Below are 24,586 nucleotides of genomic sequence, written 5' to 3'. Positions count from 1 at the left end.
GCTGGCCCTTCGGCGCCCGCAACGTCTGTCCCATATCGACTGCGGCGAAGGCGCACCCGCGTCAACGAATGCCGCGACCAATCCTGCCAGAACGGTGGTTTCTCAGGCCCGGCTGTTCGATCGGTTCAAAATTCGGGACCATCCGAGCCCGGAACGATGAATTTCAGCCCCTGCAGCCGGACGACCTCATCCCCCACACAAACCGGCGCTGCGATCAACCGCATCCACCGGCGCTGCGCCTGCGCCGGCTTTATTTCGACATCGAGCGTGAAGCCGCGCCGGTGCCGGATCGCATAGGCGCGGAGCTTCTCCATAGCCGCCCGCGACCCCTCGGCATAAAGCGCGACCGCCTCGGCCCGCGCGACCGCCACACCCCGCGGAATGCCGAAAATGTCATATACCTCGTCCGACCAGCTCAGCCGGTTGTTGTCGGTTAGGTCGCATTCCCATTGGCCGATCCGCGCGCGCACCGGCAACAGCCGCGCCGCGACATCGACGACGTCGGGGATCGGATCGAGCGTGTCGCCGAGATGAAGCCGCCCAAGCTCGAAAAAGCGATCACGCTCATAAAGCGGCCAGCTATGATGGACAGGCAAGGGATGGGTCGGCTTCAACACGCTGGTCTTCCATTGGGCCGCCAAAGGATAGGCGCGCGTCGCTTAGCAACTGGCGATCCCGATGGACAGCCCTTCGGCGCGTTATCGCCCGCTTGCCAGCGCGATCCCCGCCAGATTCTGCGTCCGTTTGACATGGCGTATGTTCGGCACCGGACCGTCTCCGACGAGCGCGCGGAACGCGGCGAGATGCGCGGCGGCGTCGCCGCGCGCCCGCACCACGTCATTCGCCTGTCCCACCACCGCCGCGGCATCGCCGAGCAGGACAAAATTCGTCAGCCCCAGATCCTGCGCCAGCCGCAGCGCCGCGATCAGCGCCAGCCACTCGGCATCCATGCTGCTGCCGATCCCCGCGTCGCGCACGACCATCGCGGCGCCTCCCGTCACGACGGCGGTTTCCATCTTCCCCGGATTGGGCCGGCACCCGCCGTCGAAATAGATTTTGATGCGGCGCGCCACCATCGGATTCCCTTAGCCCGTCAGAACTTTCCGCGCACCGAAAAGGAGAAGATCGGGCCGATCAGCCGATCGCGTTCCTCGATAAAGCTCACCGGGCTTTCACCGCGAACCCCGGTATAGGCCGTGCGGTCGCGCTTCGAGCGGGCGTTGGCGATATTGCGGATCGACGCGCGGACGGTCAGGCCCAGCACATCCTTATGCTCGACAAAGACCGACGCCCAGACCGGCCCTTCCCAGACCTTGTCGGTCTGGTTGCGGCGATAATTGGGCTGATAATGCGAATATTCGACATCCCCGCCCCACGCCCAGTCGCTGGCCGGGATATCGTGGCGCAGGCCCAAGCTGATCACCGTGTCGGTGAAGCCGTTCCACTGCCTTTTCTCGCCGGTGAAGGGATCGCGCAGCGAACTTTTCTGCAGCAACATCCGCGGTTCGAGCCTCATTCCCTTGATCCCCGCGGGATCGAGGTTGATCGTCGCCGTCCAGTCGATCGCCCCCGCCTTTGCCTTGGCGATATTGCCGACCGCCTCGCCATTGGCGCCGATCGGGATCACGTCGACCCGGTCCTCGACATCGCGATAGATCAAGATGATCTTGGTCGAGCCCCACGCCCCGAACTTCCTGTTGATCTCGGCTTCATAGGTCCAGTCCTGCTGCGGCCGCAGGTCGTTGTTGCTCTCATTCTGGTTGCCGTCGTTCAGGAAGGCGCGCGCGAGGAAATCGTAGAAGCTGAGCTGGAGCACGCGCCGCCGCAGCTTCACCGAAATGTCGAAATCGGGCGACGGAGTCCACGCCAGCGAAATCGAGCCCTTGGGACGAAAGAAGCTGCGCGTCAGGCCGTTCATGCCCGTCTGCGTGATCGTCGAATGTTCGGCGCCCGCGATGATCTGGAAATTGAGCTTGTCGGTCAGCTTGCGCCCGAAACTCAGCAAACCCTCATAGCGATCCTCGCTCACACCGCCGGTGCCGCCCTCGAACGGCTGATCGACCCACGCCCCCGTCGGATCGAGCACCGCGATCGACGCCACATTGTCGAGCGTATTGAACGCGGCCTCGCCCGACAGCTGCCAGTCGCCGCCGAACATCTTCCACTGATATTCGCCGCGCCCGATCGTCTCGCCGATGTCGCCGGTCTGCATGAAGCGGTCGCCGGTTGCGACGCCGCCCTCGGGCGTCGTGACGATCTCCTGCCGATAAGGCTCGTGGCTGAACCGGCGGAGCCCGATCAGCTTCAGCTTCCCGGGCCCCAGCCTGAACTGGTAATCGCCGCTGACCTCGTAATTCCAGCTGTCTTCATTCTCATACACCGTGCGGATACGGTCGGGCAGACCCGGCCCGATACGCACACCATCCTCGTAATAGCGGTCATATATGCGCTGATAGTGGCCGCCGAGGTTGGCGACCGTATCGCCGGCGGGATCCCAGGTGATGCGCCCCGACAGCTTCGGCGTGTCGTAATGCGTGTTCCAGATGTCCTTGCGCCGCTCGATGATATTGCGCGCGCCGTCATAGATCAAAGTCGGCCCGCCCGCGCCGCTGCGCGCCGAATCGTCGTTGTTCAGCGCGACCTCATATTCGACCGCGCCGGCGCGGCCGCGCACCGATACGTCGGCGCGGGTGAGGAGCGGATCGGTGTAATGGGCACGAAATTCGGGCTTCCATGAAAACTGCCCCGAAAAGGCATCGGCGCGATAGACAATATTGGCGACCTGCCCCGACAGGCCCGGAATATCGAGCGTCGCACCGTCGACGATCTCGATCCGTTCGACATTGCTGGCGGGGATGCGCGACAGCTGCGTATACATGTCGTCGGCCTTGTTCGACGGCCGCTCGCCGTTGAACAGCACATTGCCCGTCGCCTGGCCCAGCCCGCGCAGATTCTCGTTGTCGCGGATCTGGAAGCTCGGAACCTGGATCAGCATGTCATAGGCGTTGTTCGGCGCGTAGCGCGCGAAGTCGGCGGGCGTATAGACCTGCCGCGCCGTGGTCGTCGCGGTCGGCGCGATTTCGGTCGGCGCGGGCGGCGGGGTATCGCCGGTCGGCGCCGCCGTCTCCTGCGCCAGCGCGGGCGCCGAGAGCACGGCCGCAACCGCCATCAGGCTGGTCCATCGGTTCACTTGGAAATTCCCCCCGCCGCGCGGTTCATCGCCTGCGCATATTCGCCCGTGACGCCCATCGCCTTCATGCTGACGACCTCGTCGGCGCTCAGCTTCCGGTATCCCGCCGCGGCGAGCCCGCGCACATAAGCGCCGTCGACGCCCAGCGCCTTGCACGCGATCGCATCTTCGATTTCGGTCAGCACCAGCGCCTCGGACTTGAGGTCGCGAACATAGGCCGGCCGCACATCGAGCGCCGCCGCTGCAATCAGGTCGTCGGCATCCTTCGGCCGCACCCCCTCGCGCGTGAGCCCATCGGCAAGCTCGATCGTCGCATCGACCATCAGCATCGCAAGCAAGGTCGACCGCCGGTCGGGCACCAGTCCGCGTTCGCCAAGCGCACGCTCGAAGGCGGGGTCGGAAGTAAAGCGGCACTCGCCCTTCCCCTCGAACGGGCGGGTCAGCGTGCCGGTGCACGCCAGCGTCCCCGCATCATGTGTCACAGTAAAACTGACCGGCCCCGGCGTTTTCCGCCCGAGCGCCGCTTCTGCCGCAGCGAAATAGGGGCGCGAGCCGTCGAAACTCTGGTCGCTGCTCGACTGTTTGTGCCGGATGCGGACGCGCGGCGCGCCCTTCTTTCCGCCCGCGGGCTCGGCGACCCAGCTGACGTCGCTCAGGACGAGCGGATCGGCAGCGGCGGTCGGCGCCGAACAGGCGAGGATCGACAGCAGCGTGGCGCCGCCGGCAAATAACAGGGCTTTCATTTGGTGCACTCCTCCCTCCGTGCGCCGGGCGAGCGTCATCGCTCGCCGCCGCAGCGGCAATTTTGAATCAAGTTTCGATTAATCGTCGGTCGCTACGGACGAATGTCCGGGCGTCAGTCGCGGGTGGGGGGCTCGGGCGGTTCCGGCGATGCGGGGAATTCGATCCGCGCGGTCCGGCCATCCCCGCGCCGCGCCTCGATCACGCCGCGCTCCATATCGACGACTGCAACATTGTCGCCGCGCACCGCTTTCGTCACCGGGCGCGGCATCGCCGCGGGACGATGCTTCGCCATGGGCCGGAACCCGCCCGTCGCGCGCAGCTCGATCGCGTCGTCGGCATCGCGCATCTTGACGCCCGACTTCTGCATGTCGGTGACGAAGTCGCAGTCGACCCCCATCGCCTTCAGCGCGATCAGATCGTCGACCCCGATGTCGGGGAAATGCGATTTCATGTCGCGAGCAAAGGCCGCATTGACGCCGACGTGCCGCGCGCCGACCAGCTCGTCGAAATCGGCGCCGGGAATGACATCGCGCATCTGCCGGATATAGGCGGGATCGATCCCGCTCGCCTTGGCCGAGATGATGTCGTCGGCGTCCATCGACCCGCCGCTCTCGCGCATCTTTTCGACATATTCGGGAGTCACGCCGACCGCGCGCATTCCGACCAGCTGCTCGGCGGAGAGCTGCTTCGACGTCGCCGTCGCGGCGCCCTCGACGGCAGCGGCCTGCGCAGCCACAGCCGACGCCGACGACACGGTGGTCGCCTTCTTGGTCGTCGAGGCGACGACGGAGTGGACGTCCGCCGTCGCCGCGGGCCGAGCGGTTGCCGAAAAGGCCGCCAGTGGCGCGGTCACGCCCGCCAGCACCACCAGGCTCATCAAAATCCAGCTCGCGCTCGCCGGGCCGCGCTTCAGGCTGCCGTCGAGGACGCGGGTGATGCGGCGCTTCAGACTGTCCTTGCCCGGCGCGACGCCATGCGCGGCGAGCAGCGCGCCCTGATTGTCGTGCCGCGCCGCGCCGACCAGCAAAGTCGCATAATCGGGCCCGTTGATATCGGCCATCAGCACCGCATCGTCGGCGGCTTCCTCGCGCAACTGATGGCTCTCGCGCGCCAGCATCCACACCAGCGGATTGAACCAGAAGACCGCGCAGGCGACGCGCGCGCCAAGCAGTTTCGCCCAGTCGAGCCGCGCGACATGCGCCAGTTCGTGCGCGATGATCGCCTCGGCCTCACCCGATGCCGCGACGGCTTTCGGGCTCAGCACGATCGTCGGGCGCAGCACGCCCCAGCTGATCGGCGAACGCAGCTCGTTGCTCACCAGCAACGCGGTGCCATGCTTGAACCCCATGCGCCGCTGCGCCTCGGCGAGCGCGGACAGCCACGAGCGTTCGACGAGGATCTCGGCGCGCCCGCGCATCGCGAACAGCCGCACGACGGCGAGCGCCATCACTCCAGATAATAGCAGGAGCGGGACAAGATAGAGAAAGGGGGCAAGGTCGCTCCACGAAAAGACGATCGGCGTCGATCCGGCACCATCGACCACGACAGGGACTGAAGCCGTGGCGGGTGCCGGATCGATCGCCGATCCCCCCGTTGTTGCCGTTTGCACAATCGGCGCGGCGGGTTCGAAAGACCAGCTCGAGGGGAGTGGCGCCCATTGCGGCAGTAGCAGGATCGCCGCGGGCAGCGCGAGTAGCGCCATCAGCCCGGCGTGCGCGATCATCGACCGCTCGCCGGCCGAGCGCGAGCGCATCAGCCGCAACAGTCCCATCGTCAGCGCCGCGACGACAACGGATTTCCAGGCAAGGCCCAGCAACATGGCGGTGGTCAACATCACCCTCTCCCTTCGCGCGCTTTGGCGATCATCTGTTCAAGCTCGTCGAGTTCGCTATTGCTCATCTCGTCCTGCATGCCGAGCAGCGCGGCGGCGGCGCTCGTCGCCGACCCGTTGAAGAAGACGCGCACGACCTGGCTCAGCGCCGACTTGCGCGCCGTCTTGTCCGACACGCTGGGCGCATAGACGAAACCGCGCTCCGATTGTTCACGCGCCACAAAGCCCTTCGTCTCGAGCCGCTTCAGCATCGCGCGGATCGCCGAACCTGACAATTCGTCGGCCAGCGCCTCACCGATTTCGGTCACGGTCGACGCACCGCATTCATACAGAATATCGACGATCTCGCGTTCTCGCGGGGGCAGGCTGGACAACATACGACTCACCTCATGCGCTACATTTGTAGCGTGCTACATTTGTAGCGCATGCTTGGCAAGGGGTTTTATTCGGATAATACACGAAGGACGGATAGCGGGCGCTTTCGGGATGGGGAGCTGCCATCTCCTCCTTTCGTCACCCCTGACTTGATCCGGGATTCATTAGCGTGACGGCAGCTATGGACCCCGGATCAAGTCCGGGGTGACGAGGATAGAGAACGTCCGCCATCGGTCGTTTTCATACCACGTCAGACCGACCTCCCCGGTCGACCCCGGTTGCATGCCGCAACCGCAGCCTCTACATCACCCGCTCAACCAACCGGAGATTCCCGCCATGGACCGCAACCTGACCGCAACGCAGCCCCGCCTTGCCGCCAGGAAAGTTCATGTTCATGCCCCCCGTCTCTCCATCCATTACGATCTCCAATCTCAGCTGGTCCACGCCTGACGGCCGCGCCGTCCTTTCGGACCTCGACCTTAATTTCCAGCCCGAGCGCGCAGGCATCGTCGGGCGCAACGGCGTCGGCAAGTCGACGCTGCTGCGCCTGCTGACTGGCGAACTCACGCCGGCATCGGGCAGCATTGCGATCGACGGCAGCATCGCGATGCTCCGCCAGACCGTGCAGGTCGCGGCTCACGAAAGCATCGCCGATCTGTTCGGCGCACGCGACGGCCTCGCCTTGCTGCGCAAGGCCGAAGCGGGCGAAGCGAGTGTCGAAGAAATCGGCGACGCCGACTGGACGCTCGAAGCGCGGATCGACGAAGCGCTCGCCGGTGTCGGCCTGCCGCTTCCCGCGGACACTCCGCTTGCACAGCTGTCGGGAGGACAGCGCACACGCGCCGCGCTCGCCGGCGCGATGTTCGCCGCACCCGATTTCCTGCTTCTCGACGAACCGACGAACAATCTCGACCGCGAGGGCCGCGAAGCCGTGCGCGACCTGCTCGCCGGCTGGCGCGGCGGCGCGATCGTCGTCAGCCACGACCGCGAACTGCTCGAGGAAATGGACGCGATCGTCGAGCTGACCAGCCTCGGCGGGACGCGCTATGGCGGCGGCTGGAGCGCCTATCGCGCGCGCAAGGACATCGAGCAGGCGGCGGTCGAGGCCGAACTCGCGGGCGCCGAAAAGCGCGCCGACGCCGCCCAGCGGCAGGCGCAGGCGGCGACCGAAAAACAGGACCGCCGCGACTCGCGCGGACGCGCCAAGGCCGCGCGCGGCGACATGCCGAAAATCCTTATAGGCGGTCTCAAGCGCCGCGCCGAAGAAACCCGCGCGGCGGGAAGCCGCATCGCCGAACGGCAGCGCGGCATGGCCGAAGAGCAGCTATCCGCCGCGCGCGCGAAGATCGAGATCGTCGACCCCCTTGCGGTCGGCCTGCCTTCGACCGGTCTTCCCGCGTCGCGGACTGTGCTTGCCCTCGATCATGTCACGGCAGGCTATGCCGAGGACCGGCCGGTCATCGAAAATCTGTCGCTCACCCTCACCGGTCCCGAACGCGTCGCGATCACCGGTCCCAATGGCTCGGGCAAGTCGACGCTTCTCGCGCTCGTCGCCGGCACCCTGCCCCCCTGGTCGGGACAGGTCCGCGTCGGTGTCCCCTTCGCGCTCTTCGACCAACGCGTCAGCCTGCTCGACCCCGTGCAGTCGATCGCCGGCAATTTCCTCGCGCTCAACCCCGGGACGACGAACAACCAGTGCCGCGCCGCGCTCGCACGCTTTCGCTTCCGCGCCGACGCCGCCGATCGCATCGTCGGGACACTCAGCGGCGGGCAGATGCTCCGCGCCGGACTCGCCTGTGTCCTCGGCGCGCCGCAGCCGCCGCAGCTCCTGATTCTCGACGAGCCCGGAAACCATCTCGACATCGAGTCGCTGACCGCCGTCGAAACAGGCCTCGCCGCCTATGACGGCGCGCTGCTCGTCGTCAGCCACGACACGGCGTTTCTGGACGCGATCGGGATCACGCGAACGGTCGAATTGACCATATCCTGAGCGATGAAGGCCGCGCGGCCGAAACCCGTGCTTTTTGTGCCGGCGCACCATCTTTCGGCGCGCTCGCTAACCTCCTTTTAACCAGCCCGGCACCAACAACCGCATATGCCTATTTTCGGACATTTCCTGCCATCGGCGCCCGGCGCCGAAAAACGGTTCGACGCGCGCCGGAAACTCAGCCTTCTCGCCTCGGGCTTGCGGCATGACGGCACGGGCCTTGAGGTCCAGATCCACAATATCTCCGGAACGGGCCTGCTGCTCGAAAGCGACGTCAAACTGGCGACCGGTGACCGGATCGAGATCGAGCTGCCGCATGCCGGAGACATAACGGCGGTCGTCATCTGGGCAAGCGGACGTCTTTTCGGATGTCAGTTCGAAGGTCCGGTATCGCCGGCAACGCTGAGCGCCGTGGAACTCAAGAGCGCCATCGGCCCGGCGCCCGAACTGGCGGACGCCGCGGACCCTGCGCCCGGCATCGACGAAGATCAGTCGGCACCGGTGATCGACGAAGCGCCCGGGGAACCCGAGACGTTGCTGGATTTGATCGACCGCAGCCGCGAACAGATCGCGGTCGCTGCCGGCATCAGCGCCGACAGGGTCCGGATCATCGTCGAATTCTAGGCCGCCAGCACCCGCGCCATCAGCTTTTCTTCCTTCGCAATCCACATCGCCATGCTCGGCCGTGACAGGATCGCCTCGCTCCACGCCGCGATCTTCGGATGCGTCGCCGGATCGATGCACGCGCCGCAGTGGCGGAAATTCATCAGCGGCGATGCCACCGCAAGGTCGGCCAGCGTCAGCCGGTCGCCGACGAGAAACCCCGACGCCGGGATCGCGCTTTCGAGGTAGGCGAGCAGCTTGGGCAATTCCTCGCTCTCCGCTTGCGCCGCGGCGGCCAGGTCGCCTTCGCGCCCCAGGAATTTCGGCGCGACGATGCGGTTGAAGAACATCTTGCCGCTGCATGCCGCAAACACCGTGTCGCCAAACTCCTCCCACCAGATCACCCGGCCGCGCTCCTGCGGATCGGTGGGAATCAGAGCGGGTTCGGGATATTTCGCCTCGACATATTGGATGATCGCGCTCGAATCGGCGAGCAGGAAGCCGTCATCGTCCATCGCGGGCATCTTGCCGAGCGGCGAGGCGGCACGAAACCCCGGATCGGGGTCGCCGATCCCGACGCCCTTCAGCTCGAAATCGATTCTCTTTTCGCCAAGATATGCCAGCAATTTGCGCACGAACGGCGACACCACCGACCCGTAAATAATCATCGCGCTTCTCCCATTCTATATGCGGCATCATAGGCAATGGGTTTTCGCTTGCAACCGGCCAGCGATGGGGCCGAAGCGGCACGAAATTTACTTGCTATCAGCCCTTTCGCGTGAAACATCTGGCCTCGGAGGGGGGCGCTGCTACGGCAGCCATCAGGCAGGACAAGATAATGCGCCCTTCAACCTGGGCAGATCGGCTGTTGGCGCTGCTGGTCCGCTTCGTCGGGCTGGTCATCCTGCTTGCGACCATCGTCGCGGCCGGCGCCAGTTTCCTCTATAATCAGGCCGAAGAAGCCGATCAGGCCGAACGCGTCGCGGCGCAGTTCAACATGCGGCTGCGCGATCATGTCGCGATCCTCGAAGGCGTCCGCGCGCTCTACCAGTCCGACGCCGCCGCAAGCGGCCCCGGCATCCGCGCCTATCTCGGCGCGCTCCGGCCGCAGGTCCATGCCCCCGGGATGGAGGGCATCGGCATCGCCGCCGCGATGCGCGCGGGTACGCCGGCCGCGATCGAGACGCGGCTGCACGAAAATTACGGCGAGAATATCAAGGTGTGGGGCGAGACCGACCAGCCCGTCGGCTTTCCCGTCATCCTCCTCGAACCCTATACGCCGCGCCGCGATGTCGCGCTGGGCTTCGACATGTACAGCGAGCCCGTGCGGCGCGCGGCGATGCGACGTGCCTGGCAGACCGGGCGCCCGGCCGCGAGCGGCATTGTCCATCTCGCGCAGGAGCGCGCGGCAAAGGTCAAGCAGCAGGGCTTTCTCATTTATCTCCCAGTCTACACCCGCGGGTCGGGGGTGACGGACAATGCGGCAAAAGCCCCCGGCACCCGGCCGGTCGAGGCGTTCGTCTACGCCCCCTTCCGCATCAACGACATGATGAAGGCGGTGCTCGGGCCGCAGCTGGGCAAAATCGACGGCCTCGAAATCCGCGCCGGAGCCGGTCCCTCGGCGCCGGTCATTTTCCGCCAGGGCAAGATGGGCTGGGACGCGCAGGAGCAGGTGCTGCGCGTCGCCGACCGGCAATGGACGATGCACATCTCCTACGGCCGCTTCCTCGAACGGCTGGGTCGCCCGCTCGGTATCTTCCTGTTCGGCGTCGCGCTGGCGCTGCTTGCGACCCAGCTTCACCGCGTCCAGCGCCGCCGCAGCGACGCGTTTCAGGCGCTCGCGGTGCAAACGGCGCGCCACGCCGAAGACCGCGAATTGATGATCGGCGAGATGGCGCACCGCATGAAAAACGCCTTCGCGCGCATCGGCGCGCTCGCGCGCATCACGCTCCGCGAATCCACCAGCCTCGAGGATTTCGAGGTCAAGTTCGACGGCCGCATGCGCGCATTGTCCGACGCCAAGCAGATGCTCGTCACCGGCGCGGTCGACAGCGTCGATCTGGGGCGGATCGTCCACCGCGAGCTCGAGCTCGCCGGCCGCTCGCCCGAACAGCTCGCCGCGATCACCGGCCCCGACGTCCGCCTTGACGACGAGGGCGCACAGGCGCTGTCGCTCGCGGTCCACGAATTCGTCACGAACAGCATCAAATATGGCGCGCTCGCGGGCGCGGGCGGCCTCGCGGTCAGCTGGCACCGCGACGGGGGCGACATCCAGCTCGACTGGGTCGAAAGCAACCTCCCCGAAACCCCGCACATCGACTGCGAAAGCTTCGGCACCCACTTCATCCGCACCCTGATCGAACGCCAGCTCAAGGGCAGCTGGCAGCGCACAGCGGTTGACAACCGCCTCGCCATCGTCATTCGCTGGCCGGACAATGTCCCGACAAACTGACGTCATAAGTTCTGACCCTTACTGGCAAATCTGGATCGACCGCGGCGGCACCTTCACCGATGTCGTCGCGCGCAGCGCCGACGGCGCCGTCTTCACCACCAAATATCTCAGCGAAGACCCCGCGCGCCCCGGCGACGCCGCGGTCAATGCGATCCGCGACCTGACGGGCGCGGGCGCAGGCGCGCTCCCGCCGCTCGCGATCCGCATGGGAAGTACGGTCGCGACCAACGCGCTCCTCGAACGCAAGGGCGAACCGACCTTGCTCGCGATCACGCGCGGCTTCGGCGACGCCCTCACCATCGGCTATCAGGACCGCCCCGAGCTTTTCGTGCGGCGGCTCGACCGCATCCCGCCGCCCCATGCCGCGATCGCCGAAATCATCGAACGCGTCGGCCCCGAGGGCGACATCCTGACCCCGCTCGACGAAGCCGCCGCCCGCGCCGCGCTGCAAGCCGCGCGCGAGCGGGGCCTCGCCAGCATCGCGATCGTGCTGATGCACGGTTACCGCCACCCCGCGCACGAAGCCCGCCTGGCCGCCATCGCGCGCGAAACGGGCTTCACCCAGATCTCGACCAGCCACGACGTCAGCGCGCTGATCAAGCTGATCGGCCGCGGCGACACGACGCTCGCCGACGCCTATCTCTCGCCCGTGCTCCATCATTATGTCCGGCAATTCGTCGCGCAGTTGGGCGAAGGCGTCGATGGGGGCATCGACCCGCAGTTCATGAAAAGCTCGGGCGGCCTCGCATCCGCATCGGCCTTCCACGGCCGCGACGCGATCCTCTCGGGCCCCGCGGGCGGCATCGTCGGCATGGTCGGCAGCGCCGCGCCCTTGGGCAAGACGCGCCTGATCGGTTTCGACATGGGCGGCACCTCGACCGACGTCAGCCATTATGCCGGCCGGCTCGAGCGCGACAATGAAACCATCGTCGCGGGCACGCGCATCCGCGCCCCGATGCTGCGCATCCATACCGTCGCGGCGGGCGGCGGGTCGATTTGCCGCTGGGACGGCGCGCGCCTACTCGTCGGCCCCGAAAGCGCGGGCGCGAACCCCGGCCCCGCCGCCTATGGCCGTGGCGGTCCGCTGACGGTGACCGACTGCAACGTCCTGCTCGGCAAGATCCAGCCCGGCCATTTCCCCAAGCTCTTCGGCCCGAACGGCGACCAGCCGCTCGACCGTGCGGTGGTGGTGGAAAAATTTGCCGCCATGGCCGCCGAAGTCGGGAATATCACCCCCGAAGCCCTCGCCGAAGGTCTGCTCGCCATCGCGGTCCAGCAAATGGCGAACGCGATCAAGCGCATTACCATCGCGCGCGGCCACGACGTCACGCAAGGCTACAGCCTCGTCGGTTTTGGCGGCGCGGCGGGCCAGCATGTCTGCCTCGTCGCCGATGCGCTCGGCGTCGACGAAATCCTGCTCCATCCGCTCGCGGGCGTACTCTCGGCCTTTGGCATGGGCCTCGCCAAGCCATCGGCGATCCGCGAGCGCACGCTGGCGCTCAAACTCGACGCGCATTGCAGCGCTGCCCTCGCCGCGACCGAAACCGAGCTGTCAGATCAAGCCCGCACCGATCTCGCCCCCGATGCAGCGACGACGCGCGAAACCTTGATTTTCGTTCGCCTCGCCGACAGCGACAACGCGATCGAACTCCCGCTCGCCGCACCCGCTGAGGTCGCCAGATCCTTCGCCGCCGCCTTCCGCCAGCGCTTCGGCTACGCCCCGCACGACAATCTCGTCGTCGACCGCATCCGCGTCGAACTGACCGAGGCGGGCGATGCTCCCGCAGCACTGTCCTTGCCCGCGCCGACCACCGAACCCGAACCCGAAATCGTCACTGCATGGCTCGCGGGCGCCGAGCATCGGGTCCCGCTTCACCAGCGCAGCGCCCTCGCCCCCGGCCGCGCCATCGCCGGCCCCGCGATCATTATCGACGCGCTTTCGACGACGATCGTCGAGCCCGGCTGGCGCGCCGAGGTCCAAAGCGAGGGCACATTGCTCCTCGCCCACACGCGCGCGGCCGGAACACAAATCGTCGCGAGCGACGACCTGACCACTCCCGACCCGATCCGCCTCGAAATCTTCAACAGCCTGTTCATGGCGATCGCCGAGGAAATGGGCGGCGCGCTTCAGCACAGCGCCTCGTCGATCAACATCCGCGAGCGGCTCGACTTCTCGTGCGCGATCTTCGACGGCGAGGGCCGGCTGGTCGCCAACGCCCCGCACATGCCCGTACACTTGGGCTCAATGGGCGAAAGCGTCCGCACGATCCTGCGCCAGCGTACCCGCGACGGCCGCGGCATCCGGCGCGGCGACGCCTACGCGCTCAACGCGCCTTACGATGGCGGCACCCACCTTCCCGACATCACCGTCATCATGCCGGTATTCGTCGACAGCGACACCCCCAGCTTCTTCGTCGCCGCGCGCGGCCACCACGCCGACCTCGGCGGCATCGCCCCCGGTTCCATGCCCCCCAACAGCCGCAGCATCGAGGACGAAGGCATTCTCTTCGACAATATGCTGATCGTCGACGACGGCCATTTCCGCGACGCCGCGGTCGCCGCGCATCTCGTCGACAGCGACTGGCCGGCGCGCAATCCCGCGCTCAACATCGCCGATTTGAAGGCGCAGGTCGCCGCCTGCCAGCGCGGTGCCAGCGCGCTCGCCGACCTCTCGGCCGCGCACGGCACTGCGACCGTCGCCGCCTACATGACGCACGGCCAAGCCCAAGCAGAAGCAGCCGTACGCCAGCTTATCGCGCGCCTCGACGACGGCGCATTCCGCTACGCGATGGACAATGGCGCCGAGGTTGCCGTCGCCGTCAAAGTCGACCGCGCGGCGCGCCACGTCACGATCGACTTTACCGGGTCCTCCGCGACGCTCCCCGACAATTTCAACGCGCCGATGCCCGTCGTCCGCGCTGCGGTCCTCTATGTCCTCCGCACGATGCTCGACGATCCGATCCCGATGAACGAGGGCTGCCTCGCTCCCGTCACGCTGATCGTTCCCGAAAATTCGATGCTGTCTCCGGCCTATCCCGCCGCGGTCGTCGCGGGCAATGTCGAGACGAGCCAGGTCATCACCGACGCGCTGTTCGCCGCCTTCGGCGCGATGGCCCCCGCGCAGGGGACGATGAACAATTTCACCTTGGGGAACGAGACGCACCAATATTACGAAACGATCGCCGGCGGCTCGGGCGCGGGTCCCGGCTTCGACGGCACCAGCGTCATCCAGACGCATATGACCAACAGCCGCATGACCGACCCCGAAGTCATGGAAACGCGCTTCCCCGTGATCGTCGAGGAATTCTCGATCCGCAAAGGTTCGGGCGGTGCGGGCCAATGGCGCGGCGGCGACGGCGCCACCCGCCGCATCCGCTTCCGCGAGCCGATGGCCGCGAACATCCTCGCGAACCGCCGCCACATCGCGCCAAAGGGTCTCGCGGGCGGCGAAGACGCCGCGCCGGGACGCAACTGGGTCGAACGCGCCGACGGCCGGATCGAGATGCTGGCCGCGACGGGTAGCGCAGACCTCGCCGCAGGCGACGCCTTCGTGATCGAAACGCCCGGCGGCGGCGGTTACGGGAAATCAGGGGAGAGATAATTTGACGACAGCGCGGTCTACCCCACGCGGGGATGACGGGATGAAGGGACACCAATCATGCTCGTGCTGATCGGCATCCTGATCATCATCGCGGGCTTCCTGCTCCGCTTCAATCCGCTGCTCGTGATCATGGCCTCGGCGCTCGCGACCGGCCTCGCCGCGGGGCTCGACATCGCCGCGATCATCGCCGCCTTCGGGAAGGCGTTCAACGACACGCGTTATGTCTCGATCGTCTGGATCGTGCTCCCCGTCATCGGCCTGCTCGAAGCCTATGGGCTGCAACAACACGCCCGCACGCTGATCGGCCGGATGAAGGGTGCGACGCTCGGCCGCCTCCTCACCTCCTATCTGCTGCTCCGCCAGGCGATGGCCGCGGTCGGCCTCACCTCGGTCGCGGGGCATCCGCAGACCGTCCGCCCGCTCGTCGCCCCGATGGCCGAGGCCGCCGCCGAAGCGAAGAACGACGCGCTCACCGACGACCAGCGCGAGGAAGTGAAAGCCTTCTCCGCCGCGACCGACAATGTCGGCCTCTTCTTCGGCGAGGACATCTTCCTCGCGATCGGCTCGATCCTGCTGATGAAGGGCGTGCTCGAAGGCTATGGCTATATCATCGAGCCGTTGCACTTTTCGCTCTGGGCGATCCCGACCGCAATCGCCGCCTTCCTGATCCACGGCCTGCGCCTCCGTCGCCTCGAAAAGCGAATGATGAAGGAGGCGGGCGCATGATCACGCTCGGCTTCGTTTATGTGCTCGCAGGGCTGACCTTCGCCGCCTTCCCCTTCCTCGGGCTTCGGGATCGCAGCAATCCGAAACGCTTCGGCAACGCGGCCTTCTGGGGCCTGCTTGCGGTCTCGATGCTGGCGGGCGACCGGCTCGGCGACTTCGGCAACGGCCTGCTTGTTCTCGCGCTCGTCGCGATCGCCGGCGCCGGCCAGATCGGCCGTGCGCCCGGCGGCGACGTCCCCGCCGAAATTCAGGCCGAACGCGCCGCACGCCATGGCCCCTTCCTGCTCCTCGTCGCGCTGATCATCCCGGCGGTCGCGCTCGCGGGCACCTTTCTGTTCAAATGGCTCCCCGGCCTCGCCGACCCCAAGCAGGCGACGCTCATCTCGCTAGCGCTCGGCGTCCTGATCGCGCTTGCCGTCGGCATGGCGCGTTTGAAGCCGTCGCCACTCCTCCCGCTCCAGCAAGGCCGCCGCCTGCTCGACGCGGTCGGCTGGGCGGCGATCCTGCCGCAGATGCTCGCCAGCCTCGGCGCGGTCTTCGCGCTCGCGGGCGTCGGCGAGGTCGTCGGCGACCTCATCGGCGCCGCGATCCCGCATGGCAGCCTGTTCGGCGCGGTGCTCGCCTACGGCCTCGGCATGGCCTTTTTTACCATGGTGATGGGCAATGCCTTCGCGGCCTTTCCCGTGATGCTCGCCGCGATCGGTATGCCCTTGCTCATCATGCAATATGAAGGCGACCCCGCGGTCGTCGCGGCGATCGGTATGCTCGCGGGCTTCTGCGGCACGCTGATGACCCCGATGGCGGCGAACTTCAATCTGGTGCCTGCGGCCTTGCTCGAACTCAAAAATCCCTATGGGGTGATCAAGGCGCAGATCGGCACCGCGCTGCCCCTGCTCGCGGTGAACATCGTCTTCATCTGGCTGTTTGCATTCTGACCAAGTGGGCCTCCCAATCCCGCTCGCATCGAGCGAAGTCGAGATGCCCCTCGGTCACGCATTGACGACGGGTGTCTCGACTTCGCTCGACACGAACGGATAACGAGGGGAATGACCCACCTCACCCCCGAACACGCCACCCGCTTCGCCGCCGCGACCCTCTCGCACCTCGGCCGCGAATATCCGTACAAGATGGACCTCGTCCTGAACGGCCCCGAGGACGCAAAGCCCCCGCGCGAGCATCATCCGATCTTCCACGGCAGTTTCGACTGGCACAGCTGCGTCCACGGCTGGTGGCAGATCCTCCGCCTAGCGCGCCGCTTCCCCGACCTGCCCGTCGCCGCCAACATCCGCGCCCGCGCCGATGCGATGCTCGTCCCTGAAAAGGTCGCGGGCGAGCTTGCCTTCCTGGGCCGCCCGATGTCGGCGGGCTTCGAGCGCCCCTATGGCTGGGCTTGGCTCCTCGCGCTCCACGCCGAGGCGACACGCCACGACGCGCCGTGGGCGGCGGCGCTCGAACCGCTCGCCACCGCCTTCGCCGCACGCTTCCACGCCTTCCTGCCCAAGCTCACCTATCCGCTGCGCGTCGGCACCCATTTCAACATCGCCTTCGCACTCCTCCTCACGCGCCACTGGGCCGAAACCCGCGATCCCGCGCTTGTCAGCCTAATCGATACCCGCGCCCGCGACTGGTTCGCCGGCGACCGCGACTGTCAGGCGTGGGAACCCGGCGGCGACGAATTCCTCTCCTCGGCGCTCACCGAAGCGCATTTGATGACCGTCGTCCTCGATGACGATTTCTCCGGCTGGTTCGACGCCTTCCTCCCCCGCGCCGCACAGCAGCAGCCCGCAACGCTCTTCACCCCCGCCACCGTCTCCGACCGCAGCGACGGTAAGATCGCGCATCTCGACGGGCTCAATCTCAGCCGTGCGTGGAGCTGGCGCGCCATCGCCGCCGCGCTCGGCCCGGCCCACCCCGTCGCGCCCGTTGCCGAAGCCGCAGCGCAGCGTCATCTCGCCGCCGCACTCCCGCACGTCACCGGCGACTATATGGGCGAACATTGGCTCGCCAGCTTCGCGCTCCTCGCGCTCGACGGCCTTTAGACCGTCGTTCCGGAAAGAGACGGGCGGCCTCGCCGATTGACAAGCCCCGCCCTCGCGGCGAGAGACGGCGCAAGGGGGAGAGAAGGCCAAGGTGAACGGAAAGATGCTGCGTCCCACATCGTTCGACGTTGCCGAGCGCGCCGGCGTGTCGCAATCGACCGTTTCGCGTGCGCTCCGCAACAGCCCCGGCGTCAACGCCGAAACGCGCGCGCGCGTCTCCGCCGCGGCGCGCGAACTCGGCTATGTCGTCGACCGCCACGCCTCGTCACTGCGCCTCAAGAGCAGCGAGACGATCGCGCTCGTCACCATCTGCCGCCCCGGCGAGGACCGCAGCGCGATCAACCCCTTTTATTTCGCGCTGCTCGGAAGCATCGCCGCTGCGACCTCGGCACGCGGGTTCAACCTGCTCGTCTCGTTCCAGGAAAATCCCGACAATTTCCGCGCCGATTTCGTCGCCTCCGGCCTCGCCGACGCGATGATCGTCATTGGCACGACCAGCAACCGCCCGGCGTGGGACTATTTCGCGCAGGCGCAGGCGTCGGGGCTCGACTTCGTCTGCTGGGGCAGCCCCGGCAGCCCGTTCCACTGGATGCGCAGCGAAAACGACATCGGCGGACAGCTCGCGGCCGAACATTTCATCAAGACCGGCCGCCGCCGTATTGCCTTCGTCGGGCCGCAGCAGTCGCCGCAGCGCCAGTTCGACGAGCGCCGCGACGGCTTTTCGGCCGCGCTCGCGGCGTACGGCCTGACCGCGATCGTCGCCGAGCCGCCCGCCGCCGCCGACCGCCACGCGCAGGGCGTCGCCGCGGTGCAGGCGCTACTCGAGGCACACCCCGACACCGACGCGATCTTCGCGGCCTCGGACATGCTCGCGCTCGGCGTCTTGCAGGGCCTGAAGGATGCGGGGCGCCGCGTACCCGAGGATGTCGCGCTGATCGGCTTCGACGGCATCCGCGCCGGCACCCTCGCCGACCCGGCGCTCACCACGCTCGAACCCGACCTCGATGCCGCGGGCGAAGCGCTCGTCGCGATGGCGCTCGAGGATGACGAACGCACGCGCAGCGGCACCCGCATCCCCGTCCATCTCGTGGTGCGCGGGACCGCCTGAGTGTCCCGCTCTGGGGCGTTACCGTGACTTAACTCCCCGAAAAGTAACAACTCGTTATCCATCAACTGCTACCCAAGGGGCGGGGGCAGAAAGCGGTAGTGTGAACGGACAATTTTTCATCTCGCTGCTCAATCCGGGCATCGGCCTGCTGTTCGCCACTGCCTTTTTCCTGCTCTGGCTGAACCGCCGCGAACGCTATGTCGCCTATGCGGCGGGCGCCTATACCGCGTCGGCGAGCGCCTTCCTGATCCAGGACGTCGGCCCGGTGCTGCCGATGGAATTGCAGCGTCTGCCCGCCAATCTCGGCTTTCTCGCCACCGGTGTGCTTTTCGCCGCGGCGATCATCAAGCGCTACGGCCTGCCGATCCCCTGGCGCGCAATGGCGGTAACGACCGCGATCTCGATCTCCGTCTTCACCTGGTTCCTGCTCGTCCAGCCAAGCATCGCCGCGCGCATCCTGTCGATCAGCACCGGCGCGGGCCTCATCGCCGCGATGATCGTCAAGTCGCTCTGGCCGATCGAAAAGCCCTATCTCATCGACCGCGTGCTGTTCTGGGTCGCGGCGATCTCGGCGCTCAATCTCATCGTCCGCCCGATCGTGCTGCTCTCGCTCGTCGGCGGCTTCGACAATTATGTCGGCTTCCAGCAGTCGGTTTACTGGACCACCGTCCAGTTCAGCCAGGCGATGGTGTCGATCGTCGCGGCGATCAGCCTGATGGTCGCGGTCGCAATCGACCAGATCGCCGAGCTCCGCCGCGAGGCCGACGACGATAATCTCTCGGGCCTGCTCAACCGCCGCGGGTTCGAGGCGCAGGCGGGCGCGGCGCTCCGCCGCGGCATCGACGAGCACACCTCCGTCGCGCTGATGATCGCCGACCTCGACCATTTCAAGCGGGTCAACGACAACCACGGCCACGCGGTCGGCGACGCGATCATCGCCGCGTTCGGGGCGCATGTCCGCGCCATCGGCCCCGCCGGCATGATCGCGGGGCGGATCGGCGGCGAGGAATTCGCGCTGCTCGTCCCCGGCGCGAGCATCGAGACGGCGCGCCAGCTCGCCGAGGCGGTCCGCGTCGGGCTGCAGGCCGCGTGCGCCGACCGCATCCCGGAACAGCTCTGCCCGACGACCAGCATCGGCCTCGCGATCGGCGCCCCCGGCACGACGCTCTCGGCCTTGATGCAGGAGGCCGACCAGGCGCTCTACGAAGCCAAACGCACGGGCCGCAACCGCGTCCGCACCTTCACCCCCAAGCCGGTGCGCCTCGCCGCGGGCGGAAGCTGAGCCGCCGGGCTATTTCCGGGGCTTCACCGCCACCACCTTGATCTCGACCACCGCGGTCGGCTCGTACAGCCGCGACACGCCGATCGCGGTCCACGCCGGAAAGGGAGCCTTCACATATTTGTTCTTCACCGCCGCAAAGCCGTCGATGTGCGCGGCGAGGTCGATGTGAAAGGTCGTGATATCGACGACATCGTCCCAGCTCGCCCCCGCGCGCGCCAGCGTCGCGGCGATCCCCTTGAAGGCGCGATCATATCCGGCCGCGAGGTCGGTCTCGCCCTTTGCCATTCCCGCGACCACGCCCGACAGATAAATGGTATCGCCCGCGATCACCGCATCGGCATAGCCCACCGCTTCCTGAAATGCGCGTCCCTGGGGGTGCTCGGACATGAGCACCTTGTCCGTCTCGCGCGCCGCTGCTGGCGCGGCGACCAGCCCCGCCGCCATCGCCGCCATCGCCGCCATCGCCGCCATCATCATCCTTCGCATGCACCGCACCCCCATTTCCAGCCCGTGGCACCCGAGCCTGACAGCGGGCAGCCGCGATGGCTAGCCCCTAACGCCGGGCACGTATCACTCGCCGGGAACCCTCGCCTTGGTAAAACGTAGGTCCCCTATCCAAATAGGGACGGAGATTTATCGGTGAATATTCTGCATGTTACTTTCCTTGCTGTGACCGGAATCGCGCTCGCGGGCTGCGACGTCAGCGAGGCGCCGTCGACCCCGGACACGGCGGCCGCGCCCGAGTCGGGCGTCACGCGCGAAGCGGTCACCGCGCCGCAGGACGAAGCCCCCGTCGCACGCATGCCCGCGCAGGTTGCAATCCAGAGCCAGCCGGGACCTGACGGATCGCAGGTCGACCTGATGAAAGTTGCAGTCACCGGCGACATATTGACCGTGACGCTGCGCTGCTCGAGCGACGAGAAGATCAACAGCGAATCCTTCGACGTGCAAAAGATCAGCGTGATCGACGATGCCACGTCGCAACGGCTGGGCGTGCTCAAGGACAATGCCGGCGAGTGGATGGCGTCGAACGTCGGCGGAAACAGCCTGAACACCGAATGCGAGATCAAGCCCGGCGTGATCTGGGCCAAATTCCCCGCGCCGCCCGTGACCAGCAAGACCGTGTCGATCAACCTCCCGAAAGTCGGCCCGTTCGACGGGATACCGGTCACGCGATGATGCGTCTTGCCTCGCTGTCGATCGGCGCCGCGCTGCTCGCCGCCTGTTCACCGGGCGGGGGTGAAGATGCCCCTGCCGGCGATGCCGCCACGGGGGCCGGGGTGACCTCCGGCCCCGGCGCAGCCGCCGCCGACACACCGCCCGCCGCCGCTGGCAGGCCAGGAAACGCGACGGCGGGAAGCGCGATGACAGGAACGGTCAGCGACCTGAAAGGCGACGTGAGCGGGCTGAACATTCGCGTCACCGACACCGCCACGATCGTCGACCTGCCCGCCGATGCGCTGTTCGAATTCGACAAGGCCGATCTGACCCCCGGTGCGGAAGCCGAGTTACAAAAGGCGGCCGAACTGATCCGCAAGGCGCCGCCGGGCGCCATCGAAGTGATCGGCCATAGCGACGCCAAGGGCGACGACGCCTATAACCTGCGCCTGTCCGAAAAGCGGGCCCGCACTGTTGCAGACTGGTTCGCGGGCCAGGTCGGCGTGCGCCAACGCGCGTTCCGCGTGTCGGGCAAGGGCGAAACCGACCCGATCGCGGCAAATCAAACCGCCGACGGAAAGGATGACGCCGCCGGCCGCGCACGGAATCGCCGCGTCGAGGTGGTCCTGCCGCAATAGCCGCCGCCCACCCCCTTGCATTTCCCCACCCTCGGCGTAAGGCGGCGCCAACATAAACCCGCGCGTGCGACTCCCGTTGGCCCCGCTCTCCCGCTTCGCCATCGGACAGTCATTCCCCGCCGCGCCAACATGGGGACTGCAATCCTATGACGACCACGGGCAACGACACGCTTGGAACCCGCTCGACGCTGAGCGTCGGCGGCAAGAATTACGCTTATTATTCGCTCGACAAGGCCGCGGCAAAGCTCGGCGACGTGTCGCGGCTGCCGTTCAGCATGAAGGTGCTGCTCGAAAATCTGCTGCGTTTCGAGGATGGCGGCTTCACCGTGTCGAAGGATGATGTGCAGGCGCTGGTCGACTGGCAGAAGGACCCGCATTCGAACCGCGAGATCCAGTATCGCCCGGCGCGCGTGCTGCTGCAGGATTTCACCGGCGTTCCGTGCGTCGTCGACCTCGCCGCGATGCGCGATGCGATCGCGACGCTCGGCGGCGACACGACGAAGATCAACCCGCTCGTCCCCGTCCATCTCGTCATTGACCACTCGGTGATGGTCGACGAATTCGGCCATCCGAAGGCGTTCGAGCAGAATGTCGAAATCGAATATTATCGCAACGGCGAACGCTACGACTTCCTGAAATGGGGATCGAAGTCGCTGTCGAACTTCAAGGCGGTGCCCCCGGGCACCGGCATCTGCCACCAGGTCAACCTCGAGCATATCGCGCAGGCGGTGTGGTCGAGCGAGGATGCATCGGGTGAAACCGTCGCCTATCCCGACACCTGCGTCGGCACCGACAGCCACACGACGATGATCAACGGCCTCGGCGTGCTCGGCTGGGGCGTCGGCGGGATCGAGGCCGAGGCCGCGATGCTCGGCCAGCCCGTGTCGATGCTCATCCCCGAAGTCGTCGGCTTCAAATTCACCGGCAAGCTGAAGGAAGGCGTCACCGCGACCGACCTCGTGCTCACCGCGACGCAGATGCTGCGCGCCAAGGGCGTCGTCGGCCGCTTCGTCGAATATTTCGGCCCCGGACTCGCCTCGCTGAGCCTCGCGGATCGTGCGACGCTCGCGAATATGGCGCCCGAATATGGCGCGACGTGCGGCTTCTTCGGCGTCGACGACAAGACGCTCGATTATATGCGCCTGACCGGCCGCAGCGACGAAAATATCGCGCTGGTCGAAGCCTATGCCAAGGCGCAGGGGCTGTGGATCGTCGAGGGCGCCGCCGACCCGATTTTCACCGACACGCTCGAACTCGACCTCGGTACCGTCGTGCCGTCGCTCGCCGGACCGAAGCGCCCGCAGGACCGCGTCTCGCTCCCCGACGTCGACGATGTGTTCAACGCCGACATGGTCAACACCTATAAAAAGGCGCAGACGCGCGTGGCCGTAGAGGGCGAGGATTTCGACATCGGCGACGGCGACGTGACCATCGCTGCGATCACCAGCTGCACCAACACCTCGAACCCCGGCGTCCTCGTCGCCGCGGGTCTGGTCGCGAAAAAGGCCGACGCACTCGGGCTGAAGCCCAAGCCGTGGGTCAAGACATCGCTCGCCCCGGGATCGCAGGTTGTCACCGACTATCTCGAAAAGGCCGGGCTGCAGAAGCATCTCGACAATATCGGCTTCAACCTCGTCGGTTACGGCTGCACGACGTGCATCGGCAACTCGGGCCCGCTCGCCGAACCGATTTCGAAGGCGATCAACGAGAATGGCCTCGTCGCCGCGGCGGTGATCTCGGGCAACCGCAACTTCGAAGGCCGCGTGTCGCCCGACGTGCGCGCGAACTTCCTCGCCTCGCCGCCGCTCGTGGTGGCGTACGCGCTGAAGGGCACGGTGATCGAGGACTTCACCACCACCCCGATCGGGCAGGACCAGCAGGGCAAGGACGTCTTCCTCGCCGACATCTGGCCGACCAATCTCGAAGTCGCCGATGCGGTGGCGGGCGCGGTCGACCGCGACATGTTCGTCGCGCGCTACGCGCATGTCTACAAGGGCGACGAGCATTGGCAGAAGATCGAGGTCGAAGGCAGCGACACCTATCAGTGGCGCGCCGGCTCGACCTATGTCGCCAACCCGCCCTATTTCGAGGGCATGACGATGACCCCGGCACCGGTGAAAGACATCATCGACGCCAAGCCGCTCGCGATCCTCGGCGACTCGATCACCACCGACCACATCTCGCCCGCGGGCTCGATCAAGGCCGACTCGCCGGCCGGCAAGTGGCTGATGGAACATCAGGTCAGCAAGGCCGACTTCAACAGCTACGGCGCCCGCCGCGGCCACCACGACGTCATGATGCGCGGCACCTTCGCCAACATCCGCATCAAGAATGAAATGGTCCCCGGCATCGAGGGCGGCATGTCGCGCTATGGCGCTGAGGTCATGCCGATCTACGACGCCGCGATGCGCCACAAGGCCGACGGCACGCCGCTGGTGGTCATCGCCGGCAAGGAATATGGCACCGGCTCGTCGCGCGACTGGGCGGCAAAGGGCACGAACCTGCTCGGCGTCCGCACCGTTATCGTCGAGAGCTTCGAGCGCATCCACCGCTCGAACCTCGTCGGCATGGGCGTGCTGCCGCTGCAGTTCCAGGACGGCGACACGCGCGAGACGCTCGGCCTGACCGGCGACGACACCTTCACCATCACCGGCGTCGCCGACCTCAAGCCGCGCCAGACGGTCACGGTGAATGTCACCCGCGCCGACGGTTCGACGTTCAGCTTCGACACGCTCTGCCGCATCGATACCGCGAACGAGGTCGAATATTATATGAACGGCGGCATTCTGCATTATGTGCTGCGCAAGCTTGCCGCCTGACGCCGCAGACAGCTGATGCTAAAAACGCCCGCC

At 66.8% G+C, this 24,586-nt stretch carries 20 protein-coding genes; 12 read left to right on the top strand and 8 right to left on the bottom strand.

Features of this window, described 5'->3' with window-relative positions; genetic code table 11:
- Nucleotides 1-125: 125 nt before the first annotated feature.
- The 6 genes from J2X38_RS03085 to J2X38_RS03060 form a co-directional block, all read right to left on the bottom strand.
- Entirely contained in the window at nt 126-614 is a 489-nt protein-coding gene (locus J2X38_RS03085; protein WP_310252672.1) for a hypothetical protein, read from the bottom strand.
- A gap of 84 nt (nt 615-698) precedes the next feature.
- Complete coding sequence (locus J2X38_RS03080) at nt 699-1,076, bottom strand: reverse transcriptase-like protein (RefSeq protein WP_310251228.1); 378 nt, start codon at nt 1,074-1,076, stop codon at nt 699-701.
- Nucleotides 1,077-1,093: 17 nt separating this feature from the next.
- On the bottom strand, nt 1,094-3,190 hold the full coding sequence (locus J2X38_RS03075) for a TonB-dependent receptor plug domain-containing protein (RefSeq protein WP_310251225.1): 2,097 nt from the start codon (nt 3,188-3,190) through the stop codon (nt 1,094-1,096).
- Complete coding sequence (locus tag J2X38_RS03070) at nt 3,187-3,933, bottom strand: hypothetical protein (protein WP_310251223.1); 747 nt, start codon at nt 3,931-3,933, stop codon at nt 3,187-3,189. Before J2X38_RS03070 ends, J2X38_RS03075 begins: the two co-directional genes overlap by 4 nt.
- Nucleotides 3,934-4,046: 113 nt before the next feature.
- On the bottom strand, nt 4,047-5,768 hold the full coding sequence (locus J2X38_RS03065; protein ID WP_310251220.1) for a M56 family metallopeptidase: 1,722 nt from the start codon (nt 5,766-5,768) through the stop codon (nt 4,047-4,049).
- Entirely contained in the window at nt 5,768-6,142 is a 375-nt protein-coding gene (locus J2X38_RS03060) for a BlaI/MecI/CopY family transcriptional regulator (RefSeq protein ID WP_058539156.1), read from the bottom strand. The genes J2X38_RS03065 and J2X38_RS03060 overlap by 1 nt, the downstream gene beginning before the upstream one ends.
- A gap of 386 nt (nt 6,143-6,528) precedes the next feature.
- Between J2X38_RS03060 and J2X38_RS03055 the strand changes: the two genes are divergently transcribed.
- A complete protein-coding gene (locus J2X38_RS03055) occupies nt 6,529-8,130 on the top strand; it encodes an ABC-F family ATP-binding cassette domain-containing protein (RefSeq protein WP_310251217.1) in 1,602 nt (533 codons plus the stop codon).
- 105 nt (nt 8,131-8,235) lie between these two features.
- Nucleotides 8,236-8,751, top strand: coding sequence for a PilZ domain-containing protein (locus J2X38_RS03050; RefSeq protein WP_310251216.1), 516 nt, complete (start codon nt 8,236-8,238; stop codon nt 8,749-8,751).
- Here J2X38_RS03050 and J2X38_RS03045 read toward each other — a convergent pair.
- The gene (locus tag J2X38_RS03045) at nt 8,748-9,398 is read right to left on the bottom strand and encodes a glutathione S-transferase family protein (protein WP_310251213.1); all 651 of its coding nucleotides are present in this window, start codon (nt 9,396-9,398) and stop codon (nt 8,748-8,750) included. The two genes, J2X38_RS03050 and J2X38_RS03045, sit on opposite strands and share 4 nt — an antisense overlap.
- 170 nt (nt 9,399-9,568) lie before the next feature.
- Between J2X38_RS03045 and J2X38_RS03040 the strand changes: the two genes are divergently transcribed.
- The 7 genes from J2X38_RS03040 to J2X38_RS03010 all read left to right on the top strand — a co-directional run bounded on the left by J2X38_RS03040 (nt 9,569) and on the right by J2X38_RS03010 (nt 19,938).
- Entirely contained in the window at nt 9,569-11,182 is a 1,614-nt protein-coding gene (locus J2X38_RS03040; RefSeq protein ID WP_310251209.1) for a CHASE domain-containing protein, read from the top strand.
- Nucleotides 11,166-14,783 (top strand): hydantoinase B/oxoprolinase family protein, encoded by a 3,618-nt coding sequence (locus J2X38_RS03035; protein WP_310251206.1) that lies wholly within the window; start codon nt 11,166-11,168, stop codon nt 14,781-14,783. The genes J2X38_RS03040 and J2X38_RS03035 overlap by 17 nt, the downstream gene beginning before the upstream one ends.
- A gap of 57 nt (nt 14,784-14,840) precedes the next feature.
- Nucleotides 14,841-15,509 carry a DUF969 domain-containing protein gene (locus J2X38_RS03030; protein ID WP_310251204.1) on the top strand — a complete coding sequence of 223 codons (669 nt, stop codon included), beginning with the start codon at nt 14,841-14,843 and terminating at the stop codon, nt 15,507-15,509.
- A complete protein-coding gene (locus tag J2X38_RS03025; protein ID WP_310251201.1) occupies nt 15,506-16,444 on the top strand; it encodes a DUF979 domain-containing protein in 939 nt (312 codons plus the stop codon). The genes J2X38_RS03030 and J2X38_RS03025 overlap by 4 nt, the downstream gene beginning before the upstream one ends.
- 111 nt (nt 16,445-16,555) lie before the next feature.
- On the top strand, nt 16,556-17,548 hold the full coding sequence (locus tag J2X38_RS03020; RefSeq protein ID WP_310251199.1) for a DUF2891 domain-containing protein: 993 nt from the start codon (nt 16,556-16,558) through the stop codon (nt 17,546-17,548).
- 103 nt (nt 17,549-17,651) lie between these two features.
- Nucleotides 17,652-18,656 carry a LacI family DNA-binding transcriptional regulator gene (locus J2X38_RS03015; protein ID WP_310251196.1) on the top strand — a complete coding sequence of 335 codons (1,005 nt, stop codon included), beginning with the start codon at nt 17,652-17,654 and terminating at the stop codon, nt 18,654-18,656.
- A 100-nt stretch (nt 18,657-18,756) separates the two neighbouring features.
- Complete coding sequence (locus J2X38_RS03010; RefSeq protein WP_310251194.1) at nt 18,757-19,938, top strand: GGDEF domain-containing protein; 1,182 nt, start codon at nt 18,757-18,759, stop codon at nt 19,936-19,938.
- A gap of 9 nt (nt 19,939-19,947) precedes the next feature.
- Here the strand turns inward: J2X38_RS03010 and J2X38_RS03005 are convergent, their stop codons facing one another.
- Nucleotides 19,948-20,424: a RidA family protein gene (locus J2X38_RS03005; RefSeq protein ID WP_310251191.1), complete on the bottom strand. Its 477-nt coding sequence runs from the start codon at nt 20,422-20,424 to the stop codon at nt 19,948-19,950.
- A gap of 153 nt (nt 20,425-20,577) precedes the next feature.
- Here J2X38_RS03005 and J2X38_RS03000 point away from each other — a divergent pair, with 153 nt between their 5' ends.
- The 3 genes from J2X38_RS03000 (at nt 20,578) to acnA (ending at nt 24,553) form a co-directional block, all read left to right on the top strand.
- Nucleotides 20,578-21,117, top strand: a complete 540-nt coding sequence (locus tag J2X38_RS03000) for a hypothetical protein (RefSeq protein ID WP_310251188.1) — start codon at nt 20,578-20,580, stop codon at nt 21,115-21,117.
- On the top strand, nt 21,114-21,734 hold the full coding sequence (locus J2X38_RS02995) for an OmpA family protein (protein ID WP_310251185.1): 621 nt from the start codon (nt 21,114-21,116) through the stop codon (nt 21,732-21,734). Before J2X38_RS03000 ends, J2X38_RS02995 begins: the two co-directional genes overlap by 4 nt.
- Nucleotides 21,735-21,880: 146 nt before the next feature.
- The gene (gene acnA, locus J2X38_RS02990; protein ID WP_310251183.1) at nt 21,881-24,553 is read left to right on the top strand and encodes an aconitate hydratase AcnA; all 2,673 of its coding nucleotides are present in this window, start codon (nt 21,881-21,883) and stop codon (nt 24,551-24,553) included.
- Nucleotides 24,554-24,586: the final 33 nt, after the last annotated feature.

Source organism: Sphingopyxis sp. BE235 (genome assembly GCF_031457175.1).
GTDB lineage: Bacteria > Pseudomonadota > Alphaproteobacteria > Sphingomonadales > Sphingomonadaceae > Sphingopyxis.
The sequence above is the reverse complement of the archived record's forward strand: the minus strand, read 5'-3'. Positions and strand labels throughout refer to the sequence as shown.

Coding starts and splice junctions, on each gene's coding strand:
- J2X38_RS03060 (WP_058539156.1), bottom strand. CDS start 6,142: ATGTTGTCCAGCCTGCCCCCGCGAGAACGCGAGATCGTCGATATTCTG.
- J2X38_RS03020 (WP_310251199.1), top strand. CDS start 16,556: ATGACCCACCTCACCCCCGAACACGCCACCCGCTTCGCCGCCGCGACC.
- acnA (WP_310251183.1), top strand. CDS start 21,881: ATGACGACCACGGGCAACGACACGCTTGGAACCCGCTCGACGCTGAGC.
- J2X38_RS03030 (WP_310251204.1), top strand. CDS start 14,841: ATGCTCGTGCTGATCGGCATCCTGATCATCATCGCGGGCTTCCTGCTC.
- J2X38_RS03080 (WP_310251228.1), bottom strand. CDS start 1,076: ATGGTGGCGCGCCGCATCAAAATCTATTTCGACGGCGGGTGCCGGCCC.
- J2X38_RS02995 (WP_310251185.1), top strand. CDS start 21,114: ATGATGCGTCTTGCCTCGCTGTCGATCGGCGCCGCGCTGCTCGCCGCC.
- J2X38_RS03005 (WP_310251191.1), bottom strand. CDS start 20,424: ATGCGAAGGATGATGATGGCGGCGATGGCGGCGATGGCGGCGATGGCG.
- J2X38_RS03065 (WP_310251220.1), bottom strand. CDS start 5,768: ATGTTGACCACCGCCATGTTGCTGGGCCTTGCCTGGAAATCCGTTGTC.
- J2X38_RS03045 (WP_310251213.1), bottom strand. CDS start 9,398: ATGATTATTTACGGGTCGGTGGTGTCGCCGTTCGTGCGCAAATTGCTG.
- J2X38_RS03040 (WP_310251209.1), top strand. CDS start 9,569: ATGCGCCCTTCAACCTGGGCAGATCGGCTGTTGGCGCTGCTGGTCCGC.
- J2X38_RS03035 (WP_310251206.1), top strand. CDS start 11,166: ATGTCCCGACAAACTGACGTCATAAGTTCTGACCCTTACTGGCAAATC.
- J2X38_RS03055 (WP_310251217.1), top strand. CDS start 6,529: ATGTTCATGCCCCCCGTCTCTCCATCCATTACGATCTCCAATCTCAGC.
- J2X38_RS03015 (WP_310251196.1), top strand. CDS start 17,652: ATGCTGCGTCCCACATCGTTCGACGTTGCCGAGCGCGCCGGCGTGTCG.
- J2X38_RS03070 (WP_310251223.1), bottom strand. CDS start 3,933: ATGAAAGCCCTGTTATTTGCCGGCGGCGCCACGCTGCTGTCGATCCTC.
- J2X38_RS03025 (WP_310251201.1), top strand. CDS start 15,506: ATGATCACGCTCGGCTTCGTTTATGTGCTCGCAGGGCTGACCTTCGCC.
- J2X38_RS03050 (WP_310251216.1), top strand. CDS start 8,236: ATGCCTATTTTCGGACATTTCCTGCCATCGGCGCCCGGCGCCGAAAAA.